The organism is Actinacidiphila glaucinigra, from assembly GCF_900188405.1.
Lineage (GTDB): Bacteria > Actinomycetota > Actinomycetes > Streptomycetales > Streptomycetaceae > Actinacidiphila > Actinacidiphila glaucinigra.
Genome location: NZ_FZOF01000004.1, coordinates 222,489 through 243,732 on the forward strand (window position 1 = coordinate 222,489; position 21,244 = coordinate 243,732).

Genomic DNA, 21,244 nt, shown 5'->3' on the forward strand with positions numbered 1-21,244 from the left:
GCCTGCCCGCACCGGGGACGCCCCTGCGCCGAGGGCGTCACCACACCCGACCGACGGAGGATCCGATGGACGCCGTCCGCGACCTGTCGGCCGATCCCCTGACCGCCGAGCCCGCGCCGCCCGCGGCGCGCGGCCCCCTCTCCCGGGTCGTGCTCGGGGCCCTGACCGGGGGCCCGCCGGGAACCGCCCTGTCGCCGCCCGCCGGCGCGGTCGAGGACGCCGATCCGTTCGGCGAGGACCTGCAGCTCGCCCTGCACGTCTGCTACGAGCTCCACTACCGGGGCTTCGCCGGGGTTCACCCCGGCTGGGAGTGGGATCCGGGCCTGCTGGCGCTGCGCGGCGGCATGGAGCGCGCCTTCGGGGCGGCGATCCGCGCCGGCCTGCCGGCCACGCCGGGCGGCGCCGAGGGCCGCGTGGCCCTGGAGCGGGAACTGGAGCAGGAACTGGAGGGGCTGCTGAGCGAACCCCGCGACGGCCGCGGCGTGTCGCACTTCCTCCGTGACGAAGCGACCTGGGAGCAGCTGCGGGAGTACTTCGTGCACCGGTCGGTCTACCAGCTGAAGGAGGCCGACCCCCAGGCATGGGTCATCCCGAGGCTCACCGGCCAGGCGAAGGCCGCGCTCGTGGCCGTCGAGTACGACGAGTTCGGGAGCGGGCGCGGGGAGCGCGTCCACGCGCGGCTCTACGCCGATCTGCTGCGGGACGCCGGGCTGGACTCCTCGTACGGCCACTATGTGGACGCCGTGCCGGCCGTCACCCTCGCCACCGTGAACCTGATGTCCTGGCTGGGTCTGCACCGGGAACTGCGCGGGGCCCTCGTGGGGCACTTCGCCGCCGCCGAGATCACCACCGCGCCGTCGGCCCGCCGTACGGTGCAGGCCATCGACCGGCTCGGCGGCGGTGCCGCCTGCCGGCACTTCTACGACGAGCACATCGAGGCCGACGCGGTCCACGAGCAGGTGATGCGCCGGGACGTCATCGGGGACCTGCTGACCCGCGAACCGGGCCTCACCGCCGACGTCGTCCTGGGGATCCGCGCCACGGCACTGCTGGACGGCCGTCTGGAGGAGCACCTGCTGGGCGCGTGGCGCGCCGGGCGCACCTCGCTGCGCGCGGTGCCGGGGCTCTCCCTGCCGTCCGGTTCGTCCGGATCGTACGGGGAAAGTGCACCTCAGGAGGCTCGGGCAGCGCGTCGCAGCGGCGTCCCGCCCGCCGAGCAGGCCTGAGCAAGGAGGTCGAGCGATGCGCTCAGCACCCCTGGGGACCGTGGGGACGGCACGCCGCGCGGCGGCCGGCGCCACCCTGCGCTGAGGCCGCCGCGATGGCAGGTGGGGCGGCCCGGTGGCTCCGGCATCCGTACCGGTCCTGGCGGGCCTCACGGGCGGGCCGCATGTGGCACGAGGGCGGCGAACTGGAGCTGCTGCAGCGCTCCATGGGGTTCGCGGCGCTCGGCCTGGTGACGCTGGTCCCGCTGCTGATCGTGGTCGCCGCGGCGGTGCCCTTCCACGGTTACGGCTTCGCGCAGTGGGTCGTGGACGGCATGGGGCTGTCGGCCGAACCCGCGCAGGCCGTGAAGGAGCTGTTCGCCGCCCCGCGCAAGGTGATCAGCAGTACGAGCGGTCTGAGCCTGCTGGCGCTGGCGCTGTTCGGGCTCTCCTTCGCGGCGTGCGTCGAGGTCGGGTACACCCGGATCTGGCAGGTGCCACCCACCCCGTGGCACCACGTGTGGCGGCGGGCGGTGTGGCTGGCGGCGCTGACGGCGTACCTGTTCGCGGAGGCGCAGAGCGGCGCGGTGCTGGGCGGGGGGTGGCCGGACACGGTGCTCCGCGGCGGCACGGGCGTCGTGCTGGGCTTCCTCTTCTTCTGGTGGGGGCAGTACTTCCTGCTGGCCGGGCAGGTGCCGTGGGCGGCGCTGGTGCCCGGGGCGATCGCGACGATGGCGGGCCTCATCGGGCTGCGGGTCTTCTCCTCGTTCGTGTTCTCCCCGCTGATCGTGACCAACGCCGTCTCGTACGGGGCCGTCGGCACGGTGCTGATCGTGCAGTGCTGGCTGATCGGGGTGGGCTTCGTGGTGTTCGGGGGCGCCCTGCTGGGCCGCCATCTACAGAATCCCAGCAAATGGTTTCATCAGGGACCTTACGGGCAGGCGGAGGGGAGCGCCGACCGACCCCCGGAAGGAGAACCCCATGGGTGCCGAGAAGAAGGTCAAGAACACCGGCCAGAAGATGAAGGGCAAAGCCGAGGAGGCCACGGGCAAGCTGACCGGCGATGAGAGCTTGCGGCTGAAGGGCAAGGCCGACCAGGTCAAGGGCGATGCCAAGCAAGTAGTGGAGAAGGGCAAGGACACCCTCGACCACTGACGCCGGCCCGTCCGCACACCGTTTGTGGGTTGCCCGTGGGACCGTCGGGGCGCAGTGCGCCCGCCGGTCCCACGGGCGTGCGGTGGTGGGGCCGGCCGGTCTTTGTAGGCGCCCGTCGGTCGCGGCCGTCAGAAGCGCAGGTAGAAGCGGATGGTCGTGCCGTCGCCGGTGGCGCGCTGGCGCACCAGGTCGGCGATGCGGTTGACCATCAGCAGGCCCCTGCCGTGGGGCCGGTCCCGGGACGCCGGGTGCCGTCCGGCGAGCGGGTCGGTCAGCCGTCCGCGGTCGTGCACCTCGCACACCACGTGGCCGTCCTCCGCCCAGACGTGGACGGCGCCCGAACCGCCGCCGTGCAGCACGCTGTTCGTGATCAGTTCGGCGACGGCGAGGGAGAACTCGGCGAGCCGGTCGCCGTCCAGCCCGAGGCGGTGTGCCTCGGCCGTCGCCGTGTGCCGGGCCTCGGCGAGTTGCGGCTCCGCGAATCCGAAGGCGAGCGCGCCGGAGGGGCGTTGCGGCAGCCGGTTGTGTGCGGCGATCACCCGGCGCGGGGCATAGTGCGCGCTGCGGTGCTCGCGGCCACCGTCGAGCACCACGGGATGGGTGGCGCGGGCCTCCGCCAGCACCGCGGCGTCCAGCCGGGCGGCGTCGTAGGGGCACAGGATCGTGACGGGGCGCCCCGCGAACGCCATGTTGATCAGTGCTTCGTGCTGGGCGCACGCCGGGTACTCGAGGGCGGTCCGTCCGGGCCAGACGGGCTCCCCGATGATGCGCACCCGGCCCGCCGGGCGGGCGTCGGCGAAGGCCCGCAGCACGCCGGGGATGATGCGGCCGGGATTGCGCCCGGCCCGCTCCATGTCGACCCACTGCACTTCGGCGCCGCGCGGGCCCAACGCGGCGCGCAGCTCGGCGAGACGGGGCGGGGGCACCGCGACGGCGACCGGTTCCCCGGCGTCCATCCCCTCCAGCAGAAAAGGCACCGTGCCGGCGGTGTACTCCCCCGCGTCCCGGTAGAACAGCGCGGGGTGCGCGAACGGCCCGGCGTCGGAGACCTCGCCGACCTCGCCGACCTCACTCAGCACGTCGCCACCTCCCACCCCCGGGCCGACCTTACCAACCGGTTCCCGGGAGTCGGAGGCAGTGACGGGACGTCAGCGGGACGCCCTCGAGGCGTCAGCTGTCGTAGTCGACCGTCAGCGTCTCGGAGACCGGATAGCTCTGGCAGGTCAGCACATAGCCCGCGTCGACCTCGGACGCCTCGAGGGCGAAGTTGCGGCGCATCTCGGCCTTGCCGTCGGTGACGAGTGCCCGGCAGGTGCCGCAGACGCCGCCCTTGCAGGCGAAGGGCAGGTCGGGGCGGGTGCGCTGGGCGCCGTCGAGGACGCTTCGGTCACGCGGCAGCGCGGCCGTGGTGGTGCGGCCGTCGAGGACGACGGTGACCTGGCTGACCGGACCTTCCGTGACGGCGTCCTCGTGGCGGACCGGGGTGACGGGCTCGTCGTCGGCGTAGAACAGCTCCTGGTGCACCCGGTCTTCGGGCACGCCGAGCCCGGCGAGGACCTGCTGGGCGTCGACGACCATGCCGTGCGGGCCGCAGAGCCACCAGTGGTCGGCGTTCGGGACGTCGACGAGGCCCTCGACGAGCGTGGCGAGCCGTCCGGCGTCCAGGCGGCCGGAGAGCACGTCGGCCTCGCGCGGCTCCCGCGAGAGCACGTGGGCGAGCTGGAACCGGGCGGGGTGCAGGTCCTTCAGCTCGGCGAGCTCGTCGGCGAACATGACCGTGTCCGTGCGCCGGTTGCCGTAGAAGAGCGTGACCCGGGAGCCGAGGTCGGCGGCGAGGACGGACTCGGCGATGGAGAGCATCGGGGTGATGCCGGACCCCGCCGCGATGAGCACATGGTGCCCGGGCGCGGTGAGGTCGGGGGTGAAGGCGCCGGTGGGCCCCATGACCTCGACGGTGTCGCCCGGGCGCACCTCGTGCACCAGCCAGGCCGAGAACAGGCCGCCGGGCACCACGCGCACCCCGATGCGGGGGGTGGCGCCGGAGGGGGAGCAGATGGAGTACGAGCGTCGCTCGTCGCGGCCGTCGACCTCGCGGCGCAGCGTGAGGGACTGCCCGGGCGCGAAGGCGAACTCCTCGGCCAGTTCTCGCGGTATGTCGAAGCTGACGGCGGCCGCGTCCTCGCAGAGCGTCTCGACCGCGGCGACCCGCAGGGCGTGGAAGGCCGGGCGGCGGCGGACGCGCGGGGCCGGCGCCTGCGGGGCGGGGGTGGTCGGGGCCATCAGATCTCCTTGACGTACTCGAACGGCTCCAGGCAGGCACGGCAGCGCCACAGGGCCTTGCAGGAGGTGGCGGCGAAGCGCGAGGTCTCCTCGGTGTCCGCCGAGCCGCAGCGGGGGCAGGCGACGGCGCGCCGGATGGTGGTGAGCACCAGCGGCACCGGGCCGGCGGCGCGCCGGGGCGCGGGGCCGGGGGGTGCGATGCCGTGCTCGGCGAGCTTGCGGCGGCCTTCGGGGGTGATCCAGTCGGTCGTCCACGGCGGGTCCAGGACGGTGCGGATCTCGACGCGGGGGAAGCCGGCGGCGCGCAGCCGGGCGGCCACGTCGGCGCGCATCTCCGCCATGGCGGGGCAGCCCGAGTAGGTGGGGGTGAGGGCGGCGACGACGGTGCCGTCCGGGGCGACCTCGACGTCGCGCAGGACGCCGAGGTCGGCCAGGGTCAGCATGGGCAGCTCGGGGTCCGGCACCTCGGCTGCCACGCGGGCCGCCCGGTGCGCGTCGGTGAGCACGGTCACGGCGCTCACCAGACCGCTCCGGGGTGTGCGCGGGCGATGCCCTGCAGCTCCGCGAGCAGCGGGGCGAGGTGCTCGGTGCGGTCGCCCTCGCGGCCGTGCCCGGGCAGGGGCTCGGCCTCGACCGCGGGCAGCCCGGCGGCCTCGGTGACCTGGCGCAGCGCGGCGGTCACCTCGTGCCGGACCCCGGCCGGGTCGGCGCCGCACGTCGCGGCGGCCGTGAAGAGCTCCTCCAGGTAGGGGGCGGTCTGCTCCAGGCCGGCCCGCATGCGGCGGTGCGACTCCTCGGTGCCGTCGCCGAGCCGTACCGTCCACTCGGCGGCGTACTGCCGGTGGTAGGTCAGCTCGTTGACGCCCTTGGCGGCGATGGCGGCGAGCACCGGGTCCTGCGCGGTACGGGCGAGCCGCTCGAAGACGGCGAGCCGCCAGCTGGACGTGACCAGCAGCCGGGCCATGGAGAACGCGAAGTCCCCGCAGGGCAGTTCGGCGAGGCGGACGTTGCGGAAGTCGGCGGGGTCCCGGAGGTAGGCGTAGGCGTCCTCGTCGCGGCCGGTGCCGTCCACCTGGCCGGCGCGGGAGTAGAGCAGGCGGGCCTGGCCGAGCAGGTCGAGCCCGATGTTGGCGAGGGCGACCTCCTCCTCGAGCTCCGGGGCGCGGGTACACCACTCGGCCAGGCGCTGGGCGGCGACCAGGGCGTCGTCGCCGAGCGCCAGGCAGTGGGCGGCCAGTTCCGCGGCGTCCACGCCCTCGGGCACGGCGGTGTCGACGCCGTGCAGCGGGTCCTCGAAGCCGGTGCCGAAGGCCCAGCGGGCGTCGCTGTCGTCGTGCCCCTCGGCCAGGGACAGGTAGACGTGCTCGTCGCTCATGCCCTGCTCCTAGATGTGGGGGACGTCTTCGGGGATGTCGTAGAAGGTCGGGTGCCGGTAGACCTTGTCGGCGCTGGGCGAGAAGAAGGGGTCCTTCTCGTCCCTCGTGGACGCGGTGATGTGCTCCGAGCGCACCACCCAGATGCTCACGCCCTCGTTGCGCCGTGTGTACAGGTCGCGGGCGTGGGTGAGCGCCATGCGGTCGTCGGCGGCGTGCAGGGAGCCGACGTGGACGTGGTTCAGGCCGCGCTTGCCGCGGACGAACACCTCGTACAGGGGCCACTCGGCCCGGGTCGTGCTGTCGCCGGTGGTGCTCATGCCACGGCTCCTTCCTCTGCCCTGGCCGCCTGCTTGGCAGCGTGGGCGGTCGCGGCCTCGCGCACCCAGGCGCCTTCCTCGTGTGCGGAGCGGCGGCGTTCCATCCGCTCGCTGTTGCACGGTCCGTCGCCGCTGATGACGCGCTGCAGCTCGGACCAGTCGGGGGTGCCGAAGTCGTGCCGGCCGCGCTCCGGGTTCCAGCGCAGCTCCGGGTCGGGCAGGGTCACGCCCAGCTTGTCGGCCTGCGGGACGGTCATGTCGACGAACCGCCGGCGCAGCTCGTCGTTGCTGTGGCGCTTGATCTTCCAGGCCATCGAGGCGGCCGAGTTGGGCGAGTCGCCGTCGGGCGGGCCGAACATCATCAGCGACGGCCACCACCAGCGGTCCACCGCGTCCTGCACCATCTCCCGCTGGGCCTCGGTGCCGCGCATCATCGTCATCAGCAGCTCGTAGCCCTGGCGCTGGTGGAAGGACTCCTCCTTGCAGATTCGCACCATGGCGCGGGCGTACGGCCCGTAGGAGGAGCGGCACAGCGGCACCTGGTTGCAGATGGCGGCGCCGTCGACGAACCAGCCGATGACGCCGACGTCGGCGAAGCTGAGGGTCGGGTAGTTGAAGATCGAGGAGTACTTCTGGCGGCCCTCGATCAGGCGCTGCGTGAGGTCCGCGCGGTCGACACCGAGCGTCTCGGCGGCCGAGTAGAGGTAGAGCCCGTGGCCGGCCTCGTCCTGGACCTTGGCGAACAGGATGGCCTTGCGGCGCAGTGAGGGGGCGCGGGTGATCCACTCGCCCTCGGGCTGCATGCCGATGATCTCCGAGTGCGCGTGCTGCGCGATCTGCCGGACCAGCGTCCTGCGGTAGCCCTCGGGCATCCAGTCCCGCGGCTCGATGCGCTGGTCCCGCGCGATCGTGGCGTCGAAGTGCTCCTGGAGCGGCTTCTGCGCGCCCTCCGCCGGCACGGTGGCGTTCGGTGTGGTCATCGATACCAGCTTCCCCTACCGACCATTCGTTCGGTTACAGTCTGACGAACTTTGCCGCACCCGGCAAGCCCTGTGGACGACGGTCGCGCGCGACCCGCGGGAGCCCCCTGTCACACCCGCTCCACCAGCATCGCCACGCCCTGGCCGACCCCCACGCAGAGGGTGGCCAGGCCGCGGCGGCCGCCCTCGCGCTCCAGGCGGCCGAGGAGGGTGAGCAGGATGCGGGCGCCGGAGCAGCCCAGCGGGTGGCCGAGCGCGATCGCGCCGCCGTCGGCGTTGACCCGCTCCTCGTCCAGCTTGAGGCGGCGGACGACGGCGAGCGCCTGGGCGGCGAAGGCCTCGTTGAGCTCGACCGCGTCCAGGTCGCCGGTCTGCCATCCGGCGCGCGCGAGGGCCTTCTCCGTCGCCGGGACGGGTCCGAGGCCCATGAGGTGGGGCTCGACTCCCGCCGTGGCCGTGGTGACGATCCGGGCCCGCGGGGTGAGCCCGTACCGCTCGACGGCCGCACCGCTCGCCACCACCAGGGCCGCGGCGCCGTCGGACAGCGGCGAGGAGGATCCGGCGGTCACGATGCCGTCCTGGCGGAAGATGGTGCGCAGCGAGCCGAGCTTCTCCAGGGTGGTGGAGGGCCGCGGGCCCTCGTCACGGGTGACCTCGCCGCCCTTGACGGAGACCGGCACGATCTCGCGGTCGAAGCGACCGGCCTCCTGGGCCGCCACGGCCCGCCGGTGGCTGCGCAGCGCGAAGGCGTCGGAGTCGGCGCGGGTGATCCCGTCCAGGGCGGCGACCTCCTCCGCGGTCTCCCCCATGGACAGGGTGTCCCGGGCCGAGAAGCGCGGGTTGGTGAAGCGCCAGCCCAGGGAGGTGTCGTGCACCTCGCCGGGCTTGGCCCACGGGGTGCCGGGCTTGGCCATCACCCACGGGGCACGGGTCATCGACTCCACACCGCCGGCGACGACCAGGTCGGCCTCGCCGGAGCGGATCGCCTGCGCCGCCGAGGCGACGGCGGTGAGACCGGAGGCGCAGAGCCGGTTGACGGTGTAGCCGGGCACGGTGTGCGGCAGACCGGCCAGCAGCACGGCCATCCGGGCCACGTCGCGGTTGTCCTCGCCAGCCTGGTTGGCGGCGCCGAGGATCACCTCGTCCACGGACTCGGCCGGGATCCCGGCGCGGCCCACGGCCTCGCCGACCACCAGGGCGGCCAGGTCGTCGGGGCGCACGGCCGCCAGTGCGCCGCCGTAGCGGCCCTGCGGGGTGCGCGCGCCGTCGATCAGGAAGACCTCGTCGACGGGTCGCGCGGGGCGGTGCTGGGACATGCGTTCCACCTCTTGACAGGCAGTTCGGATGCTGGATTACCTTGGGCGTGCCGCACGCTAACCGAATGTTCGGTCGGTTCACAAGGGTGGTGACGATCGTGAGGGGTGCCATGGACGCGACGCAGGGCCCGGCGGAGAGCATGTTCGCAGCGGACAAGGCGTCGCAGAGCCTCGGCATCGAGCTCCTGGAGACCGGTGCGGGCACGGCCGTGCTGCGCATGACCGTCACGCCCGCGATGGTCAACGGGCACGGGATCGCCCACGGCGGCTACCTCTTCCTGTTCGCCGACACCGCCTTCGCCTGCGCCTGCAACAGCCACGGCCCGGTGACGGTCGCCGCCGGCGCCGACATCAGCTTCGTCGCCCCCGTCCACGAGGGGGACGAGCTCGTCGCCACCGCGCAGGAACGCACCCGCTTCGGCCGCAGCGGCATCTACGACGTGAGCATCCTGCGGGGCGACCAGGTGGTCGCCGAGTTCCGCGGGCGCAGCCGCAGCATCGGACGCACGAAGGAGAACGGATGAGCAGCGAGCCGACGGACCGGGCGACCGCGGGGACGCGCCTGGGCGAGCCGCTCCCCCACGGCCTGCTGGACCCCGCCGAGAAGCTGGGCCCCGCGCAGCTGCGGGAGCTGCAGTCGACCCGGCTCCGGGCGACGCTGCGCCACGCGTACGACAACGTCGAGGCGTACCGGAAGAAGTTCGACGAGGCCGGGCTGCGTCCCGAGGACTGCGCGAGCCTGGACGACCTGGCCCGCTTCCCCTTCACCACCAAGGCCGACCTGCGCGACAACTACCCCTTCGGCATGTTCGCCGTCCCCATGGACCAGGTGCGGCGCGTCCACGCATCCAGTGGCACGACCGGCCTGCCCACCGTGGTGGGCTACACCGAGAACGACCTGTCCATGTGGTCCGACGTGGTGGCCCGCTCCATACGCGCCGCCGGCGGCCGTCCCGGCCACAAGGTGCACATCTCCTACGGTTACGGCCTGTTCACCGGCGGCCTGGGCGCGCACTACGGTGCCGAGCGCGCGGGGTGCACGGTGATCCCCGCCTCGGGCGGCATGACGGCCCGCCAGGTGCAGATCATCCAGGACTTCAAGCCCGAGATCATCATGGTCACCCCGTCCTACATGCTCACCCTGCTGGACGAGTTCGAGCGCCAGGGCGTCGACCCGCGCGGGACCTCGCTGCGGGTCGGCATCTTCGGCGCGGAGCCGTGGACGGAGGAGATGCGCCGCGAGATCGAGGAGCGCATGGACATCCACGCGGTCGACATCTACGGCCTGTCCGAGGTGATCGGCCCGGGCGTCGCCCAGGAGTGCGTGGAGACCAAGGACGGCCTGCACGTGTGGGAGGACCACTTCTACCCCGAGGTCGTCGACCCGATCACGGGCGAACCGCTGCCCGAGGGCGAGGAGGGCGAGCTGGTCTTCACCTCCCTCACCAAGGAGGCGCTGCCGATCATCCGCTACCGCACGCGCGACCTGACCCAGCTGCTCCCCGGCACCGCGCGCCCCGCCTTCCGCCGCATCCAGAAGATCACCGGCCGCTCCGACGACATGATCATCCTGCGCGGGGTGAACGTCTTCCCCAGCCAGATCGAGGAGATCGTGCTGCGCACGCCCGGTGTGGCCCCGCACTTCCAGATCCGGCTCACCAAGCGCGGCCGGATGGACCACATGGAGGTCGTCGTCGAGGCGCGTCCCGACGCCGGGGCGGCGCTGCGCGAGGAAGCGGCCCGCTCCATCGCGACGGGCGTCAAGGACGGCGTGGGCATCAGCGTCGAGGTGACGGTCGTCGAACCCGACACCGTCGAGCGCTCCGTCGGCAAGATCCGCCGCGTACGGGACCTGCGGGCCGAATAGCGGCGCGCTCTCGCACCCACGCCCCCGGCCGTTTCGGTTGACATGCAGCCATACGGCTGTACGTTCGAGCGGCGGGAAATCGGGATGGACGAGGTCTTCAGGGCACTGGCCGACGCCGGCCGCAGACGGTCGCTCGACAGCCTCAACGCGCGCAACGGCCAAACCCTGCGCGAGCGGTGCGCCGAGCTGGACATGGCCCGGCAGTCGGTCAGCAAGCACCTGTCCGTACTGGAGGCGGCCCCGTTGGTCACCACCGTCCGGCGGGACCGGGAGAAGCTGCACTACCTCAACGTCGCTCCGATCAACGCCGTCGCCATGCGATGGATCGACCGGTACGACCGCGGGCGCGCGCAGGCGCTCGCCGACCTGCAGTGGGCATTGGAGCAGGCACCCATGAGCGAGTCCGCAGTTGTCTACCTCTGATCTTGGCCAGTGCTCGGTCTTTTAGGGCGGGGGTGAGGGCCGTCCTTGGGCTGGAGCCGCGAAGTGGCGGAGTTCGCTGCCGGATCTGGGGTGACGGTCAGGCGGGGCGCTTCTGGTTCTCGATGTATTGGCGTACGACGGTCAGTGGGGCGCCGCCACAGGAACCGGCGAAGTAGGAGCCGGACCAGAAGTGCCCGCCCCACAAGTACCGCCGGACGTGCGCGTCGTGTTCCTTGCGGAGCATTCGGGCGGACACGCCCTTGAGGGAGTTGACCAGCTTGGAGAGCTGGACTTTCGGGGGGTAGTGCACGAGCAGGTGTACGTGGTCGTCCTCGCCGTTGAACTGCTTCAGTTCGGCCTCGAAGTCCGCGCACACCTCCCGCATGATCTCCTCGCACCTGGTGAGCATGGTGTCCGTCATGGCTTCACGCCGGTACTTCGTGACAAAAACCAAATGAGCATGCAGGTTGTGGACGACGTGACGGCCCGTACGTACGTCGGGGTTGGGATTCCATCGTGGTGACATGAACCAAAGGGTATGGTGATCGTCGTGCAGCTTCGGTACAGCTTTCGCGTGTACCCGAGTACCGGTCAGCGCATTGCGTTGGCACGGGCGTTCGGGTGCGCTCGGGTTGTCTTCAACGACGCGCTGCGCGTCCGTGAACAGGCTCGTGCGGTGGGGCTGCCGTTCGTCCCTTCGGCCGAGCTGTCCAAGCAGCTCACCGTCGCGAAGAAGACTCCCGAGCGGGCATGGCTCGGCGAGGTGTCCTCGGTGGTGTTGCAGCAGTCCCTTCGGGACCTGGACGCCGCGTACCGAAACTTCTTCGACGGCCTCAGGGGCAAGCGCCCCACGATGGGACCGCCCCGCTTGAAGTCCCGCAAGGACACCCGGCAGGCGGTCCGGTTCACTGCGAACGCCGGATGGAAGATCACGACGGGCGGGAAGCTGCGGCTGCCCAAGGTCGGTGACGTGGCCGTGAAGTGGTCGCGCTCCCTGCCGTCGGTACCGTCCACGGTGACCGTGGTCAAGGACAGTGCGGGCCGGTACTTCGCCTCGTTCGTGGTCGAGACCGACCCCGAGATGCTGCCCGCCACGGACAACGTCGTCGGCATTGACGTGGGCCTGACCCACTTCGCGGTCCTGTCCGACGGAACGAAGATCGACAGCCCCCGCTTCCTGCGCCGGGCCGAGAAGAAGCTGAAGAAGGCTCAGCGGGATCTCAGCCGGAAGGCCAAGGGATCGAAGAACCGGGCGAAGGCCCGGATCAAGGTGGCACGCGCCCACGCACGGACCGCCGACGCGCGGCGCGAGTTCCACCACCAGCTCTCCACGAAGATCATCCGCGAGAACCAAGCGGTTGCAGTGGAAGACCTGGCGGTCAAGGCACTCGCCCGCACCCGCATGGCCAAGTCCGTGCACGACGCCGGATGGTCGGCATTCACCGCGATGCTGGAGTACAAGGCCGCCCTGTATGGGCGGACTTTCCACCGCATCGGACGCTTCGAACCGACCTCTCAGGTCTGCTCGGCCTGCGGCGTCAAGGACGGCCCCAAGCCCCTCAGCCTCCGCGTGTGGACGTGCGGGGCCTGCGGGACCGTCCTTGACCGGGACATCAATGCGGCGGTCAACATCGCGAAGGCGGCCGGACTGGCCGTATCAGCCTGCGGAGCGCGGGTAAGACCGGTACTCGTACCGGCGCAGCGCGAAGAAACAGGAACCCACCCCAAGCCCCAGCCGGTAACCACCGGCAGGCACGCGGGAATCTCCGTCCTCTAGGACGGAGAGGATGTCAAACGACCTACATCCGCACCACACCCGAGCGCCTCTGGCAGGCCCTGACCGACCCGGCGTTCACGCGCCGCTACTGGGGCGTCGCCTTCGAGACCGACTGGGCGGCCGGCTCGGCCATGGTCTGGGAGGAGGGCGGCGCCCGTACCGCCGATCCCGCCCAGGTCGTGCTGGAGTCCGAGCCGCCCCGCCGGCTCTCCTACACCTGGCACACCTTCACCCCGGAGTGGGCGGCGAACGCGGGGGTGGACGAGGAGCTGCGCGCCCGGCTGGCCGCGGACCGCCGCTCCCAGGTGACGTTCGAGATCGAGCCGCTCGGGGAGACGGTCAGGCTGACCGTCGTCCACGAGGCCCACGATCCGGGCAGCGCGGTGCTGGGCATGGTCTCCCAGGGCTGGCCCGCCCTGGTATCGGGCCTGAAGACGCTGCTGGAGACCGGCGAGCCGCTGCCGGAGCCGAAGGTGTAGCTCGTTCCGTCCGGGACGACGGCGGACGCGCTGCCCGCACCGGCGCGCCCCCGCTCCGTCCGCGGCCGGCTACAGGCCGCGCCGGGCGTCATCGCGATCGCTCACCGGCGCGCCCTCCGCAGCGATGCCGAGCCCCGGTCCGACCCGGGCGGTACGCCGGCGCGTCGAACGCTCCCCGGCCGCCGCGACGACGGTGAGCAGAAGGGTCAGGCCGACCCCGGCCAGGATCGCGACGTCCGGCTCGGTCACCCTGAGCAGCGCACCGGAGAGGCTGCCCGCCGCGGCGTAGCCCGCGCCCACGGCGGCGTACATCACCGAGTAGCCGGCGGCGAGCGCGCTGGCGGGCAGGACCTGCCGCAGTTGCAGGTTCCGGGTCAGCATCGCCCCGGCCTGCAGGACACCGGCGGCCAGCAGGACCGCCCCCATCCAGGGCGCCGACGGCAGTACGGCGACGAGTGCCACGCACCCCGACACCGCGAGCAGCAGCACCAGCGACTGCACGGGCAACCGCCCCGGCCAGGCGGCGCGCAGGCCGTACAGGAAGGACCCGACCCCCGACCCGGCCGCGAACCCGGCGAGCAGCGGCCCGGCGAGACCGAGTGCCATCCCCCGGTGCTCCAGGAGTGCCGGGAGGATCAGCTCGGCGAGGGCGAGCAGCGACAAGGACGCGGCGCCGGTGACGTAGACCGGCCAGGCCCGGATCGTGATCCGCAGCATCGACTCACCGCCGCGGTCACGGCGGTCGGTCTGCCATCCGGCGGGCAGGGCCCACAGCCCGGCCACCGAGGCCGCCATGAGGACGGCGGCGAGCAGCAGCGGGGTGTACGGGGCCACGCCGAGCGCGAGCCCCGTCACCGCGGCGGGGCTCACCGCCCAGATGCCGAACGTCAGCACCGACTCGGCGCTGAGGGCCTGCGTCACGGCCCGCTCCGGCACGCTCGAGGTGAGCAGTTGCCGCATGCCACCGGGGGCGGCGGCGGGAGCCGCCCCCGCCAGGAACGCGAACCCGGCCAGTACGGCGGGGTGGGCGTCGGGCAGGACACCGAGTCCGGCGAAGCCCACGGCTCCCGCCGCGAGCCCCAGCGCCAACTGGGGCCGTGCCCGTTCGGCTTCGAGCCGCATGCCGAGCAGTGGCGCCCCGACGATCTCCCCGATCACATAGGCGGCGGCGAGCAGCGCGCCGAACGTGTAGCCACCGGGCCGCTCCCGCACCAGGAACACCAGCGCGAGCGGTGCCATGGCCACCGGCATCCGCGCCCCCACGGCCACGGCCCCCCAGGTCAGGACGGGCCGGATGAGGATGTGGCGGTACATGCCCAGGGACATGGGGGCGACCGTAGCCGGGGGTCCGGTACCCGGCAACAGGTTTGCCGGGGCGGGGCGTCAGAGCCGCGCGCGCAGGAAGGCCAGTGCCTCCGTGTCGTCGTCGATCGCGCCGGCCTCGTGGCCGTTCCAGGGCCAGACGGCCATCTCCTTGGGCCCCGCGTACGCGTTGTACGCCGCGAAGACCGTCGAAGGCGGTGTGATCTCGTCCATCAGGGCGGCGGAGAAGCGGGCCGGCACCCTGGCGCGGGCGGCGAAGTTGACGCCGTCGAAGTAGGACAGGGTGCGCATGGCCCGCTCGGCGCTGCCGCGGTGGACGGCGAGGTAGCGGCCGATCTCGCGGTACGGGTCGGCGTCCGTGATGACCGTGGCCCGGGGGAAGTCGCACAGGAACGGGACGTGCGCCACCAGGGCGTGCACCTCGGGGGCGAGGGCCGCCACGGCGAGCGCGGTGCCGCCGCCCTGGCTCGCGCCGAGGACCGCGATCCGGCCGGGGTCGACCGAGGGCAGCGTACGGACCGCGTCCACGGCGCGGACGGCGTCCGTGAACAGGCGGCGGTAGTAGTAGGTGCGGGGGTCGTCGATGCCGCGGGTCATCATGCCGGGGGCTTGTGGGCCCGTGGTGCCGGAGTCGGGGGTGTCGCCGCGGCTCCAGCCCGAGCCCTGGCCCCGGGTGTCCATGTGGAAGTGGGCGAAGCCCGCGGACGCCCACAGCAGGCTGTCCAGGGCGTGGCCGCGGCCGCCGCCGTAGCCGACGTACTGGACGACGGCGGGCAGCGGTCCCTCGGCGCCGTGCGGCAGTCGCAGCCAGGCCCGCACCGGCTCGCCGCCGTAGCCGGGGAAGGTGACGTCGAAGACGCGCACCGTGCTCAGCCGGGGTCCGGGCGCGGGGGTGACGGTGACCGCGGCGGTCCCGGCGGCGCGCGACTCGGCGAGGGTCGTCCGCCAGAAGTCGTCGAAGTCGGCGGGCACGGTCTGGGTGCTGCGGTGGTCCCGCAGTTCGGCCTCGGGGAGGTCGGTGAACAACGTCGGCTCCAGGTCAGGGGGCGAGCGGCCGGTAGTCGAACCAGTCGATGTCGGCGACGGTGGCGGAGGGGGCGCCGTGGGCGGTGGCGTACGGGCCGAGCCAGACGCCGAGGAAGCCGCCGGCGCGGGGCGAGCTGAGGAAGCCGCCGTCCACGGCCGTCAGTTCGGTCTCCGCGTCCGGTCCGGCGCCGGCTGGAGCGTAGCGCAGCCCGTAGCGCCGGCCCTCGGCGTGGATCCGCAGCACCACGGGGCCGGAGGGCAACGGCGCCTGTGCGACCAGGTGTTCCTCGCCGCCGGTGCGGACCGCGGCGAGCACACGGCGGCCGCCGCGGCCGTCGCCCGCCACCGCGAGCACCAGATGGTCCGCCTCGGACTGGCGGACGGCGAGCCCCGCCCACTCCAGCGGCGTCCGGGGCTCCACGTCCACGAGCGCGGACACGGCGACGTCCTGGTGCTGCTGACGTCGGCCCAGGAAGCAGGGGGTGCCGACCTCGGCGAGCGTCGCGGGCCCGAGCGGCAGCCGGAGCGAGCCGGGGCGTGCGGTGAGCGACCAGAAGGGTTCCGCGGTGCGCACCTGGTTCCACCGCGGGTCCGGCCGGGGGCCGTCGAAGTCGTCGCGCACCGCGTCCGGGTGGGGGCCGCCGGCGGGCGCGGCGACAACGGGCGGGCGGAAGGGGCCGAGCGTGGTGCCGGCGCCGGGCGCGAAGAGCGGCCAGTCGTCCTCCCAGCGCACCGGGACGAGGAAGGTCTCCCGCCCGAGGTTGGGGTGGTATCCGCCGTAGGGGCGGCTGCCGAGCAGCACCGCCCACCACTCCCCCGCGGCGGTCCGCACCAGGTCGGCGTGGCCGACGCCGACGACGGGGAAGTCGCGGCCCAGGTGGCGGTGGGTGAACACCGGGTTGGCCGGATTGCCGGTGTACGGGCCGGTGACACGGTCGGCGCGGGCGACGCTGACGGCGTGCCGGTGCTCGGTGCCGCCCTCGGCCGCCAGCAGGTAGTAGCGGCCGTCCACCTTGTACAGATGGGGCCCCTCGGCCCACACCGCGCCGTGCAGCGCCCCGCGCCACAGCAGGTGCTCGGGGCCGGTGAGGGTCAGCTCCGCGGTGTCGAACTCCCGCAGCCAGACGTCGGTCTGGCCCTCCCACTCGCCCGGTTCCGCGAGCCGTGTGCCGGTGCACCAGGCGCGGCCGTCGTCGTCGAAGAACAGGGAGGGGTCGATACCGGGGGCGTCGTCAAGCCACACCGGATCGCTCCAGGGCCCGGCGGGGTCGGTGGCGGTGACGACGAAGGTGCCGCCCCGTCCGCTGCCGCCGACGAGGGTGGTCACGACGTAGAAGCGGCCCCGGTGGTGCCGGATCGTCGCGGCGAAGATCCCCTCGGAGGACGCCACCGTGCCGAGGTCCACCTGCGAGGGCCGGTCCAGGACGTGCCCGACCGGCCGCCAGTGGACCAGGTCGCGGCTGTGGAACACCGGGATGCCCGGGAAGTACTCGAAGGTCGAGGTGACCAGGTAGTAGTCGGCCCCGACCCGGCAGACGCTGGGGTCGGGATGGCAGCCCGGCAGGACGGGGTTGGCGACGGTCGCCGCCGCCTCCCCCGTCCCTTCGGGCAGGCTCACCTGGACTCCTCCGGCGCGCCGGTGACCAGGGCGTGCAGCCGCCGGGTGTGGTCCACCTGGCGCGCCGGGCCGGTCAGTTCGGCCCGTACGGCGAAGCGGACGTCGGTGCTCGAGGCGGCCAGCCGCACCTCCAGCTCCCCCGGTTCCACGACGCGGCGGCCGTCCCGGCCGGTGAAGGCGGCGACGTCGGCTGGGACGGTGACGTCGATCCGCCGCGCCTCGCCCGCCTCCAGCGGCACCCGCAGGTAGCCCACGAGCCGCTGCACCGGCTGGACGACGGAGGCGATCGGGTCGTGCAGGTAGACCTGGACGACCTCGCTGCCCGCGCGGGCGCCGGTGTTGCGGACGGTGAAGGACAGCTCGACCTCGCCGTCGGTGCCGGTCACGGCCCGGCCGTCGGAGGCGCCGTGCACCCGCGGCGCCGACCACTCGAAGTCCGTGTAGCTCAGTCCGTGGCCGAAGCCGAAGGCGGCGGCGGGGTCGATGTTGGAGACCTCGCTGGCCCGCGCGAGCGGCGCGGCGAGGTAGGTGGACGGCTGGACGCCCGGGTGCCGGGGCACGCTCACCGGCAGCCGCCCGGACGGGTTGATCCGCCCGCTCAGCACTCCGGCGAGCGCAGAAGTGCCCTCCTGCCCCGGGAAGAAGGCCTGGACGACGGCCGCGGCCTCGTCCACGGCCCGCCCGAGGGCGTAGGGGCGGCCGGCCAGCAGGGTGAGCACGACGGGCGTCCCCGTGTCGAGGAGCGCGTCGAGCAGCCGCTGCTGCACGCCGGGCAGGGTGAGGGTCTCCGCGTCGCAGCCCTCGCCGCTGGTGCCGCGGCCGAAGAGCCCGGCGCGGTCGCCGAGCGCCGCGACGACCACGTCGGCGTCGAGGGCCGCGCGTACGGCCGTCGCGATCCCGGAGACATCGCTGTCGCTGATGCCGCAGCCGGCGACGGTGACGATCTCCGAGCCGGGGAACTCCGCCACCAGGGCCTGGCGCAGCGTGGGCAGGTCGATGCCGACCGGGGTGTCCGGGTGCTGTGCGCCGACGTGCACGGGGAAGGAGTAGCAGCCCAGCACCGCGGTCGGGGTCTCCGCCTGGGGCCCGATGAGCGCGATGCGGGCGGGCCGCTCCAGGGGCAGGGTGCCGTCGTTGCCCAGCAGGACGGCGGACCGCTCGGCGAGGCGCCGCGACAGGTCTCGGTGGGCGGCGGAGTTCAGGTCGACCGTGCCGCGCAGGGCCTGCGGGTCGGTGAGGTCGGCCCCGGCGAGCGCGGACGGCACCGGGCTCCACCCGGGGTCGAGCAGGCCGAGCTGCGCCTTCTGGGTCAGGACGCGGCGCAGCGCGCGGTCCACGAGCTTCTCGTCGACCAGGCCCGCGGCGACGGCGTCCCGCAGCGGCTGCCCGAAGGTCTTGACGGTGGGCAGCTCCACGTCCACGCCGGCGTGCAGGGCGGTGCCCGCGGCGTCCGCCCAGTCGGCGGCGACGCCGTGCAGGGTCTTGAGGAAGGCGATCCCGAAGTAGTCGGCGACGACGGTCCCGTCGAAGCCCCAGGTGTCGCGGAGCAGCCCGGTCAGCAGTTCCTCGTCGGCGGCCGAGGGCACGCCGTCGGTGTCGGTGTATGCGTGCATCACGGACCGGACGCCGCTCTCCCGGACCGCCATCTCGAAGGGCGGCAGCACGACGTCCGCACGCTCCCTCGGGCCCATGCTGACCGGCGCCAGGTTGCGCCCGGCACGGGAGGCGGAGTAGCCGGCGAAGTGCTTGAGGGTGGCCACGATGCCCGCGGACTCCAGGCCCTGGATGTACGCGGTGGCGATGGTCCCGACGAGGTACGGGTCCTCGCCGATGGTCTCCTCGACCCGGCCCCAGCGCGCGTCGCGCACGACGTCGAGTACGGGGGCGAGGCCCTGGTGGACGCCGACCGAGCGCATGTCGCGGCCGATGGCCGCGGCCATCACCCGGACCAGCTCGGGGTCGAAGGAGGCGCCCCAGGACAGCGGGACGGGGTAGGTGGTGGCGCCCCAGGCGGCGAAGCCCGCGAGGCACTCCTCGTGGGCCATGGCCGGGATGCCGAACCGGTTGGCGGCGGCGATGCGTTCCTGGGTGCGCATCAGGGACAGCGCACCCAGGGCGGGGTCGACGGGGACGGTGCCGAAGGGCCGGGTGAGCTGCCCGAGGCCCTCGGGCAGGAGTTCGTCGAGGCTGGGCGGCTCTTCCATGTCGTGCTGGTGGGGGGCGACTTCGGCACCTTCGCCGGAGGCGCCGACCCAGACGCCGTAGAGCTGGGCGATCTTCTCGTCAAGCGTCATCTCGCGGATGAGCGCCTCGACGCGGGAGTCGGCGGTCACGTTGTCGTTCACTTTCCTCCGACGCCCATGAGCCCCTGCACGAGGGCACGGCGGGCGAACAGGTAGACGAGCAGGACGGGAATCGTGGACAGCACCACGGCGGCCAGCAGGCCGGGGATGTTGATGCCGTACTGGGTCCGGAAGTTGTAGAGGCCCAGGGTGATCACCTTGGTCTCCTCGGACTGGGTGAGCACCAGGGGGAACAGGAAGCCGTTCCACGCCTGCAGGGCGGAGAAGACCACGATCGTCGACAAGCCGCTGCCGGACAGCGGCAGGACGAGCTGGAAGAAGGTCCGCCGGACGGAGGCGCCGTCCATGGCCATCGCCTCGAACAGGTCGGAGGTGATGTCGCGCATCGTGCCGGTGAGGATCAGCGTGCAGACCGGCAGGCAGAACGCCGCCGTCGGCAGGATGACGCCGATGAGGTTGTCGTAGAGCCCGGCCTTGCTGATGACGTAGAACATCGGGACGATCACGGCCTGCGCGGGGATGGCCAGGCCCAGCAGGAAGAGCCGGAACACCCCGGAGGTGCCGCGTCCGCGGTTGCGGACGATGGTGAACGCCAGCGGCGGCACGAGCAGCAGCACGATGGCGACCACGCTGACCGTGACGACGACCGTGTTGAGGAAGTACTGCCCGAAGCCGTTGCCGAAGTCCTGGATGTAGTTGTCCAGCGTGAAGGAGCGGGGGAAGGCCAGCGGGCCGCCCGCGCTGTACTCCTCGCGTGTCTGCACGGTCGCGCCGAGCATCACGTACAGCGGCAGGCCCACCAGCGCGAGCCAGAGCAGGGCGCCGAGGCCCGCCAGGTAGTTGGGGCGGCGCCTCATCAGAGCCCCTCCTTGGTGCCGGCCATCTTGTCGTAGCCGGAGACCCGGACGACGACCAGCGAGATCACGGTGGCCACGACGACGAGCATCAGGGCGACGGCGGCGCCCGCACCGAAGTCGAAGCCCTTGAAGGCCTTGTCGTACATGTAGTAGGCGCTGATGGTGGTGTCGGTGCCGGGGCCGCCCTGGGTGAGGATCAGCACCGTGTCGAAGGTGGTGAGACCGCCGACGATCATGAGGATCATCGAGGTGATGATCGAGTTGCGCAGCTGCGGCAGCGTGATGTGGAAGAACTGCCGTACCGTGCCCGCGCCGTCGATCTGCGCGGCCTGGTAGAGCACCTGCGGGATCGCCCGGGTGGCGCCCTGGTAGATCAGGGCGTGGAACGGGGTGAACTGCCAGGTGCTGACGAACACCAGGACCCCGATCGCGGCGGTCTGCGTGCCGAAGAGGTTGCCGTCGCCGAACAGCCAGCGCGCCTGCGAGGGCACGCCGAAGTTGGGGTCGAGCAGCGCCCGCCACAGCACCGACACGGCGGTCGCGGAGAGCAGCAGCGGCACGAAGAAGATCGCCGACAGCACGGCGCGGTTGCGCTGGGGACCGGCCGCCCAGACGCCGAGCAGGATGCTCAGCGGGGTCTGGACCACGACGCCCAGCACGGTGAGCAGCACGCTCAGCCAGAGGCTCTTGATCATGACGGGGTCCTGGAAGACCCGCGCCCAGGTGTCGAAGCCCGCGTACTCGGGCGAGCCCAGTCCGCTCCAGGTGGTGAAGGAGAGGACCGCCACCAGTACCAGCGGCACGACGGCGAACAGGGCGAAGAAGATCGTGGCGGGGAGCGCCCAGGCGAGGCCCGGCCGGCCGATGGAACGGCCGGCCGGGCGCTGCGTCTGCCGCTTGCCCGTCACGGTGGCGGTGAGGGAGACCATGCGGGACGTCACT

At 72.9% G+C, this 21,244-nt stretch carries 22 protein-coding genes; 8 read left to right on the forward strand and 14 right to left on the reverse strand.

The window, feature by feature from the left end; all coding sequences use genetic code 11:
• The first annotated feature begins 65 nt into the window (after nt 1-65).
• The 3 genes from CHF15_RS10010 to CHF15_RS10020 all read left to right on the forward strand — a co-directional run bounded on the left by CHF15_RS10010 (nt 66) and on the right by CHF15_RS10020 (nt 2,360).
• Nucleotides 66-1,226, forward strand: a complete 1,161-nt coding sequence (locus tag CHF15_RS10010) for an iron-containing redox enzyme family protein (protein WP_089223315.1) — start codon at nt 66-68, stop codon at nt 1,224-1,226.
• Nucleotides 1,227-1,390: 164 nt separating this feature from the next.
• Nucleotides 1,391-2,272, forward strand: coding sequence for a YhjD/YihY/BrkB family envelope integrity protein (locus CHF15_RS10015; RefSeq protein ID WP_089223316.1), 882 nt, complete (start codon nt 1,391-1,393; stop codon nt 2,270-2,272).
• Nucleotides 2,226-2,360: a CsbD family protein gene (locus tag CHF15_RS10020; RefSeq protein WP_245938779.1), complete on the forward strand. Its 135-nt coding sequence runs from the start codon at nt 2,226-2,228 to the stop codon at nt 2,358-2,360. The genes CHF15_RS10015 and CHF15_RS10020 overlap by 47 nt, the downstream gene beginning before the upstream one ends.
• Nucleotides 2,361-2,488: 128 nt before the next feature.
• Here CHF15_RS10020 and CHF15_RS10025 read toward each other — a convergent pair whose 3' ends face one another.
• From CHF15_RS10025 to CHF15_RS10055, 7 genes are all read right to left on the reverse strand, one after another.
• On the reverse strand, nt 2,489-3,439 hold the full coding sequence (locus tag CHF15_RS10025) for an anti-sigma factor RsbA family regulatory protein (protein ID WP_245938757.1): 951 nt from the start codon (nt 3,437-3,439) through the stop codon (nt 2,489-2,491).
• A gap of 91 nt (nt 3,440-3,530) precedes the next feature.
• A complete protein-coding gene (gene paaE / locus CHF15_RS10030) occupies nt 3,531-4,640 on the reverse strand; it encodes a 1,2-phenylacetyl-CoA epoxidase subunit PaaE (protein ID WP_089223317.1) in 1,110 nt (369 codons plus the stop codon).
• Nucleotides 4,640-5,161 (reverse strand): 1,2-phenylacetyl-CoA epoxidase subunit PaaD, encoded by a 522-nt coding sequence (gene paaD, locus CHF15_RS10035; protein WP_089223318.1) that lies wholly within the window; start codon nt 5,159-5,161, stop codon nt 4,640-4,642. The genes paaE and paaD overlap by 1 nt, the downstream gene beginning before the upstream one ends.
• Nucleotides 5,158-6,015 carry a 1,2-phenylacetyl-CoA epoxidase subunit PaaC gene (gene paaC / locus CHF15_RS10040; protein ID WP_089223319.1) on the reverse strand — a complete coding sequence of 286 codons (858 nt, stop codon included), beginning with the start codon at nt 6,013-6,015 and terminating at the stop codon, nt 5,158-5,160. The genes paaD and paaC overlap by 4 nt, the downstream gene beginning before the upstream one ends.
• A 9-nt stretch (nt 6,016-6,024) precedes the next feature.
• A complete protein-coding gene (gene paaB / locus CHF15_RS10045) occupies nt 6,025-6,333 on the reverse strand; it encodes a 1,2-phenylacetyl-CoA epoxidase subunit PaaB (RefSeq protein ID WP_089223320.1) in 309 nt (102 codons plus the stop codon).
• The gene (gene paaA, locus CHF15_RS10050) at nt 6,330-7,313 is read right to left on the reverse strand and encodes a 1,2-phenylacetyl-CoA epoxidase subunit PaaA (protein WP_089223321.1); all 984 of its coding nucleotides are present in this window, start codon (nt 7,311-7,313) and stop codon (nt 6,330-6,332) included. Before paaA ends, paaB begins: the two co-directional genes overlap by 4 nt.
• Before the next feature lie 110 nt (nt 7,314-7,423).
• Nucleotides 7,424-8,629 (reverse strand): thiolase family protein, encoded by a 1,206-nt coding sequence (locus tag CHF15_RS10055; protein WP_089223322.1) that lies wholly within the window; start codon nt 8,627-8,629, stop codon nt 7,424-7,426.
• A gap of 110 nt (nt 8,630-8,739) precedes the next feature.
• On the opposite strand from CHF15_RS10055, the gene paaI reads away from it, so the two are divergent.
• The 3 genes from paaI to CHF15_RS10070 all read left to right on the forward strand — a co-directional run bounded on the left by paaI (nt 8,740) and on the right by CHF15_RS10070 (nt 10,919).
• On the forward strand, nt 8,740-9,153 hold the full coding sequence (paaI, locus tag CHF15_RS10060) for a hydroxyphenylacetyl-CoA thioesterase PaaI (protein ID WP_089223323.1): 414 nt from the start codon (nt 8,740-8,742) through the stop codon (nt 9,151-9,153).
• Nucleotides 9,150-10,496, forward strand: a complete 1,347-nt coding sequence (gene paaK, locus CHF15_RS10065) for a phenylacetate--CoA ligase PaaK (protein ID WP_089223324.1) — start codon at nt 9,150-9,152, stop codon at nt 10,494-10,496. The genes paaI and paaK overlap by 4 nt, the downstream gene beginning before the upstream one ends.
• An 84-nt stretch (nt 10,497-10,580) precedes the next feature.
• Complete coding sequence (locus CHF15_RS10070; protein ID WP_245938758.1) at nt 10,581-10,919, forward strand: ArsR/SmtB family transcription factor; 339 nt, start codon at nt 10,581-10,583, stop codon at nt 10,917-10,919.
• A 97-nt stretch (nt 10,920-11,016) separates the two neighbouring features.
• On the opposite strand, the gene tnpA is transcribed toward CHF15_RS10070, so the two are convergent.
• Nucleotides 11,017-11,445, reverse strand: coding sequence for an IS200/IS605 family transposase (gene tnpA / locus CHF15_RS10075; protein ID WP_089223325.1), 429 nt, complete (start codon nt 11,443-11,445; stop codon nt 11,017-11,019).
• A 24-nt stretch (nt 11,446-11,469) separates the two neighbouring features.
• On the opposite strand from tnpA, the gene CHF15_RS10080 reads away from it, so the two are divergent.
• Together CHF15_RS10080 and CHF15_RS10085 are read left to right on the forward strand one after the other, a co-directional pair.
• The gene (locus CHF15_RS10080; RefSeq protein ID WP_089223572.1) at nt 11,470-12,696 is read left to right on the forward strand and encodes an RNA-guided endonuclease InsQ/TnpB family protein; all 1,227 of its coding nucleotides are present in this window, start codon (nt 11,470-11,472) and stop codon (nt 12,694-12,696) included.
• Between the two features lie 26 nt (nt 12,697-12,722).
• Nucleotides 12,723-13,175: an SRPBCC family protein gene (locus CHF15_RS10085; protein ID WP_089223326.1), complete on the forward strand. Its 453-nt coding sequence runs from the start codon at nt 12,723-12,725 to the stop codon at nt 13,173-13,175.
• Between the two features lie 69 nt (nt 13,176-13,244).
• On the opposite strand, the gene CHF15_RS10090 is transcribed toward CHF15_RS10085, so the two are convergent.
• From CHF15_RS10090 to CHF15_RS10115, 6 genes are read right to left on the reverse strand one after another with little or no spacing between them, the layout of a single operon-like run.
• Nucleotides 13,245-14,501 carry an MFS transporter gene (locus tag CHF15_RS10090; RefSeq protein ID WP_089223327.1) on the reverse strand — a complete coding sequence of 419 codons (1,257 nt, stop codon included), beginning with the start codon at nt 14,499-14,501 and terminating at the stop codon, nt 13,245-13,247.
• 57 nt (nt 14,502-14,558) lie between these two features.
• Complete coding sequence (locus CHF15_RS10095; RefSeq protein WP_089223328.1) at nt 14,559-15,524, reverse strand: acetylxylan esterase; 966 nt, start codon at nt 15,522-15,524, stop codon at nt 14,559-14,561.
• A 13-nt stretch (nt 15,525-15,537) separates the two neighbouring features.
• Nucleotides 15,538-17,142 carry a glycoside hydrolase family 43 protein gene (locus CHF15_RS10100; protein ID WP_089223329.1) on the reverse strand — a complete coding sequence of 535 codons (1,605 nt, stop codon included), beginning with the start codon at nt 17,140-17,142 and terminating at the stop codon, nt 15,538-15,540.
• Nucleotides 17,139-19,487: a beta-xylosidase/alpha-l-arabinosidase gene (locus CHF15_RS10105; RefSeq protein ID WP_089223330.1), complete on the reverse strand. Its 2,349-nt coding sequence runs from the start codon at nt 19,485-19,487 to the stop codon at nt 17,139-17,141. Before CHF15_RS10105 ends, CHF15_RS10100 begins: the two co-directional genes overlap by 4 nt.
• Nucleotides 19,484-20,302, reverse strand: coding sequence for a carbohydrate ABC transporter permease (locus CHF15_RS10110; protein WP_089223331.1), 819 nt, complete (start codon nt 20,300-20,302; stop codon nt 19,484-19,486). Before CHF15_RS10110 ends, CHF15_RS10105 begins: the two co-directional genes overlap by 4 nt.
• Nucleotides 20,302-21,231, reverse strand: coding sequence for a carbohydrate ABC transporter permease (locus CHF15_RS10115; protein ID WP_089223332.1), 930 nt, complete (start codon nt 21,229-21,231; stop codon nt 20,302-20,304). Before CHF15_RS10115 ends, CHF15_RS10110 begins: the two co-directional genes overlap by 1 nt.
• Between the last annotated feature and the right edge of the window lie 13 nt (nt 21,232-21,244).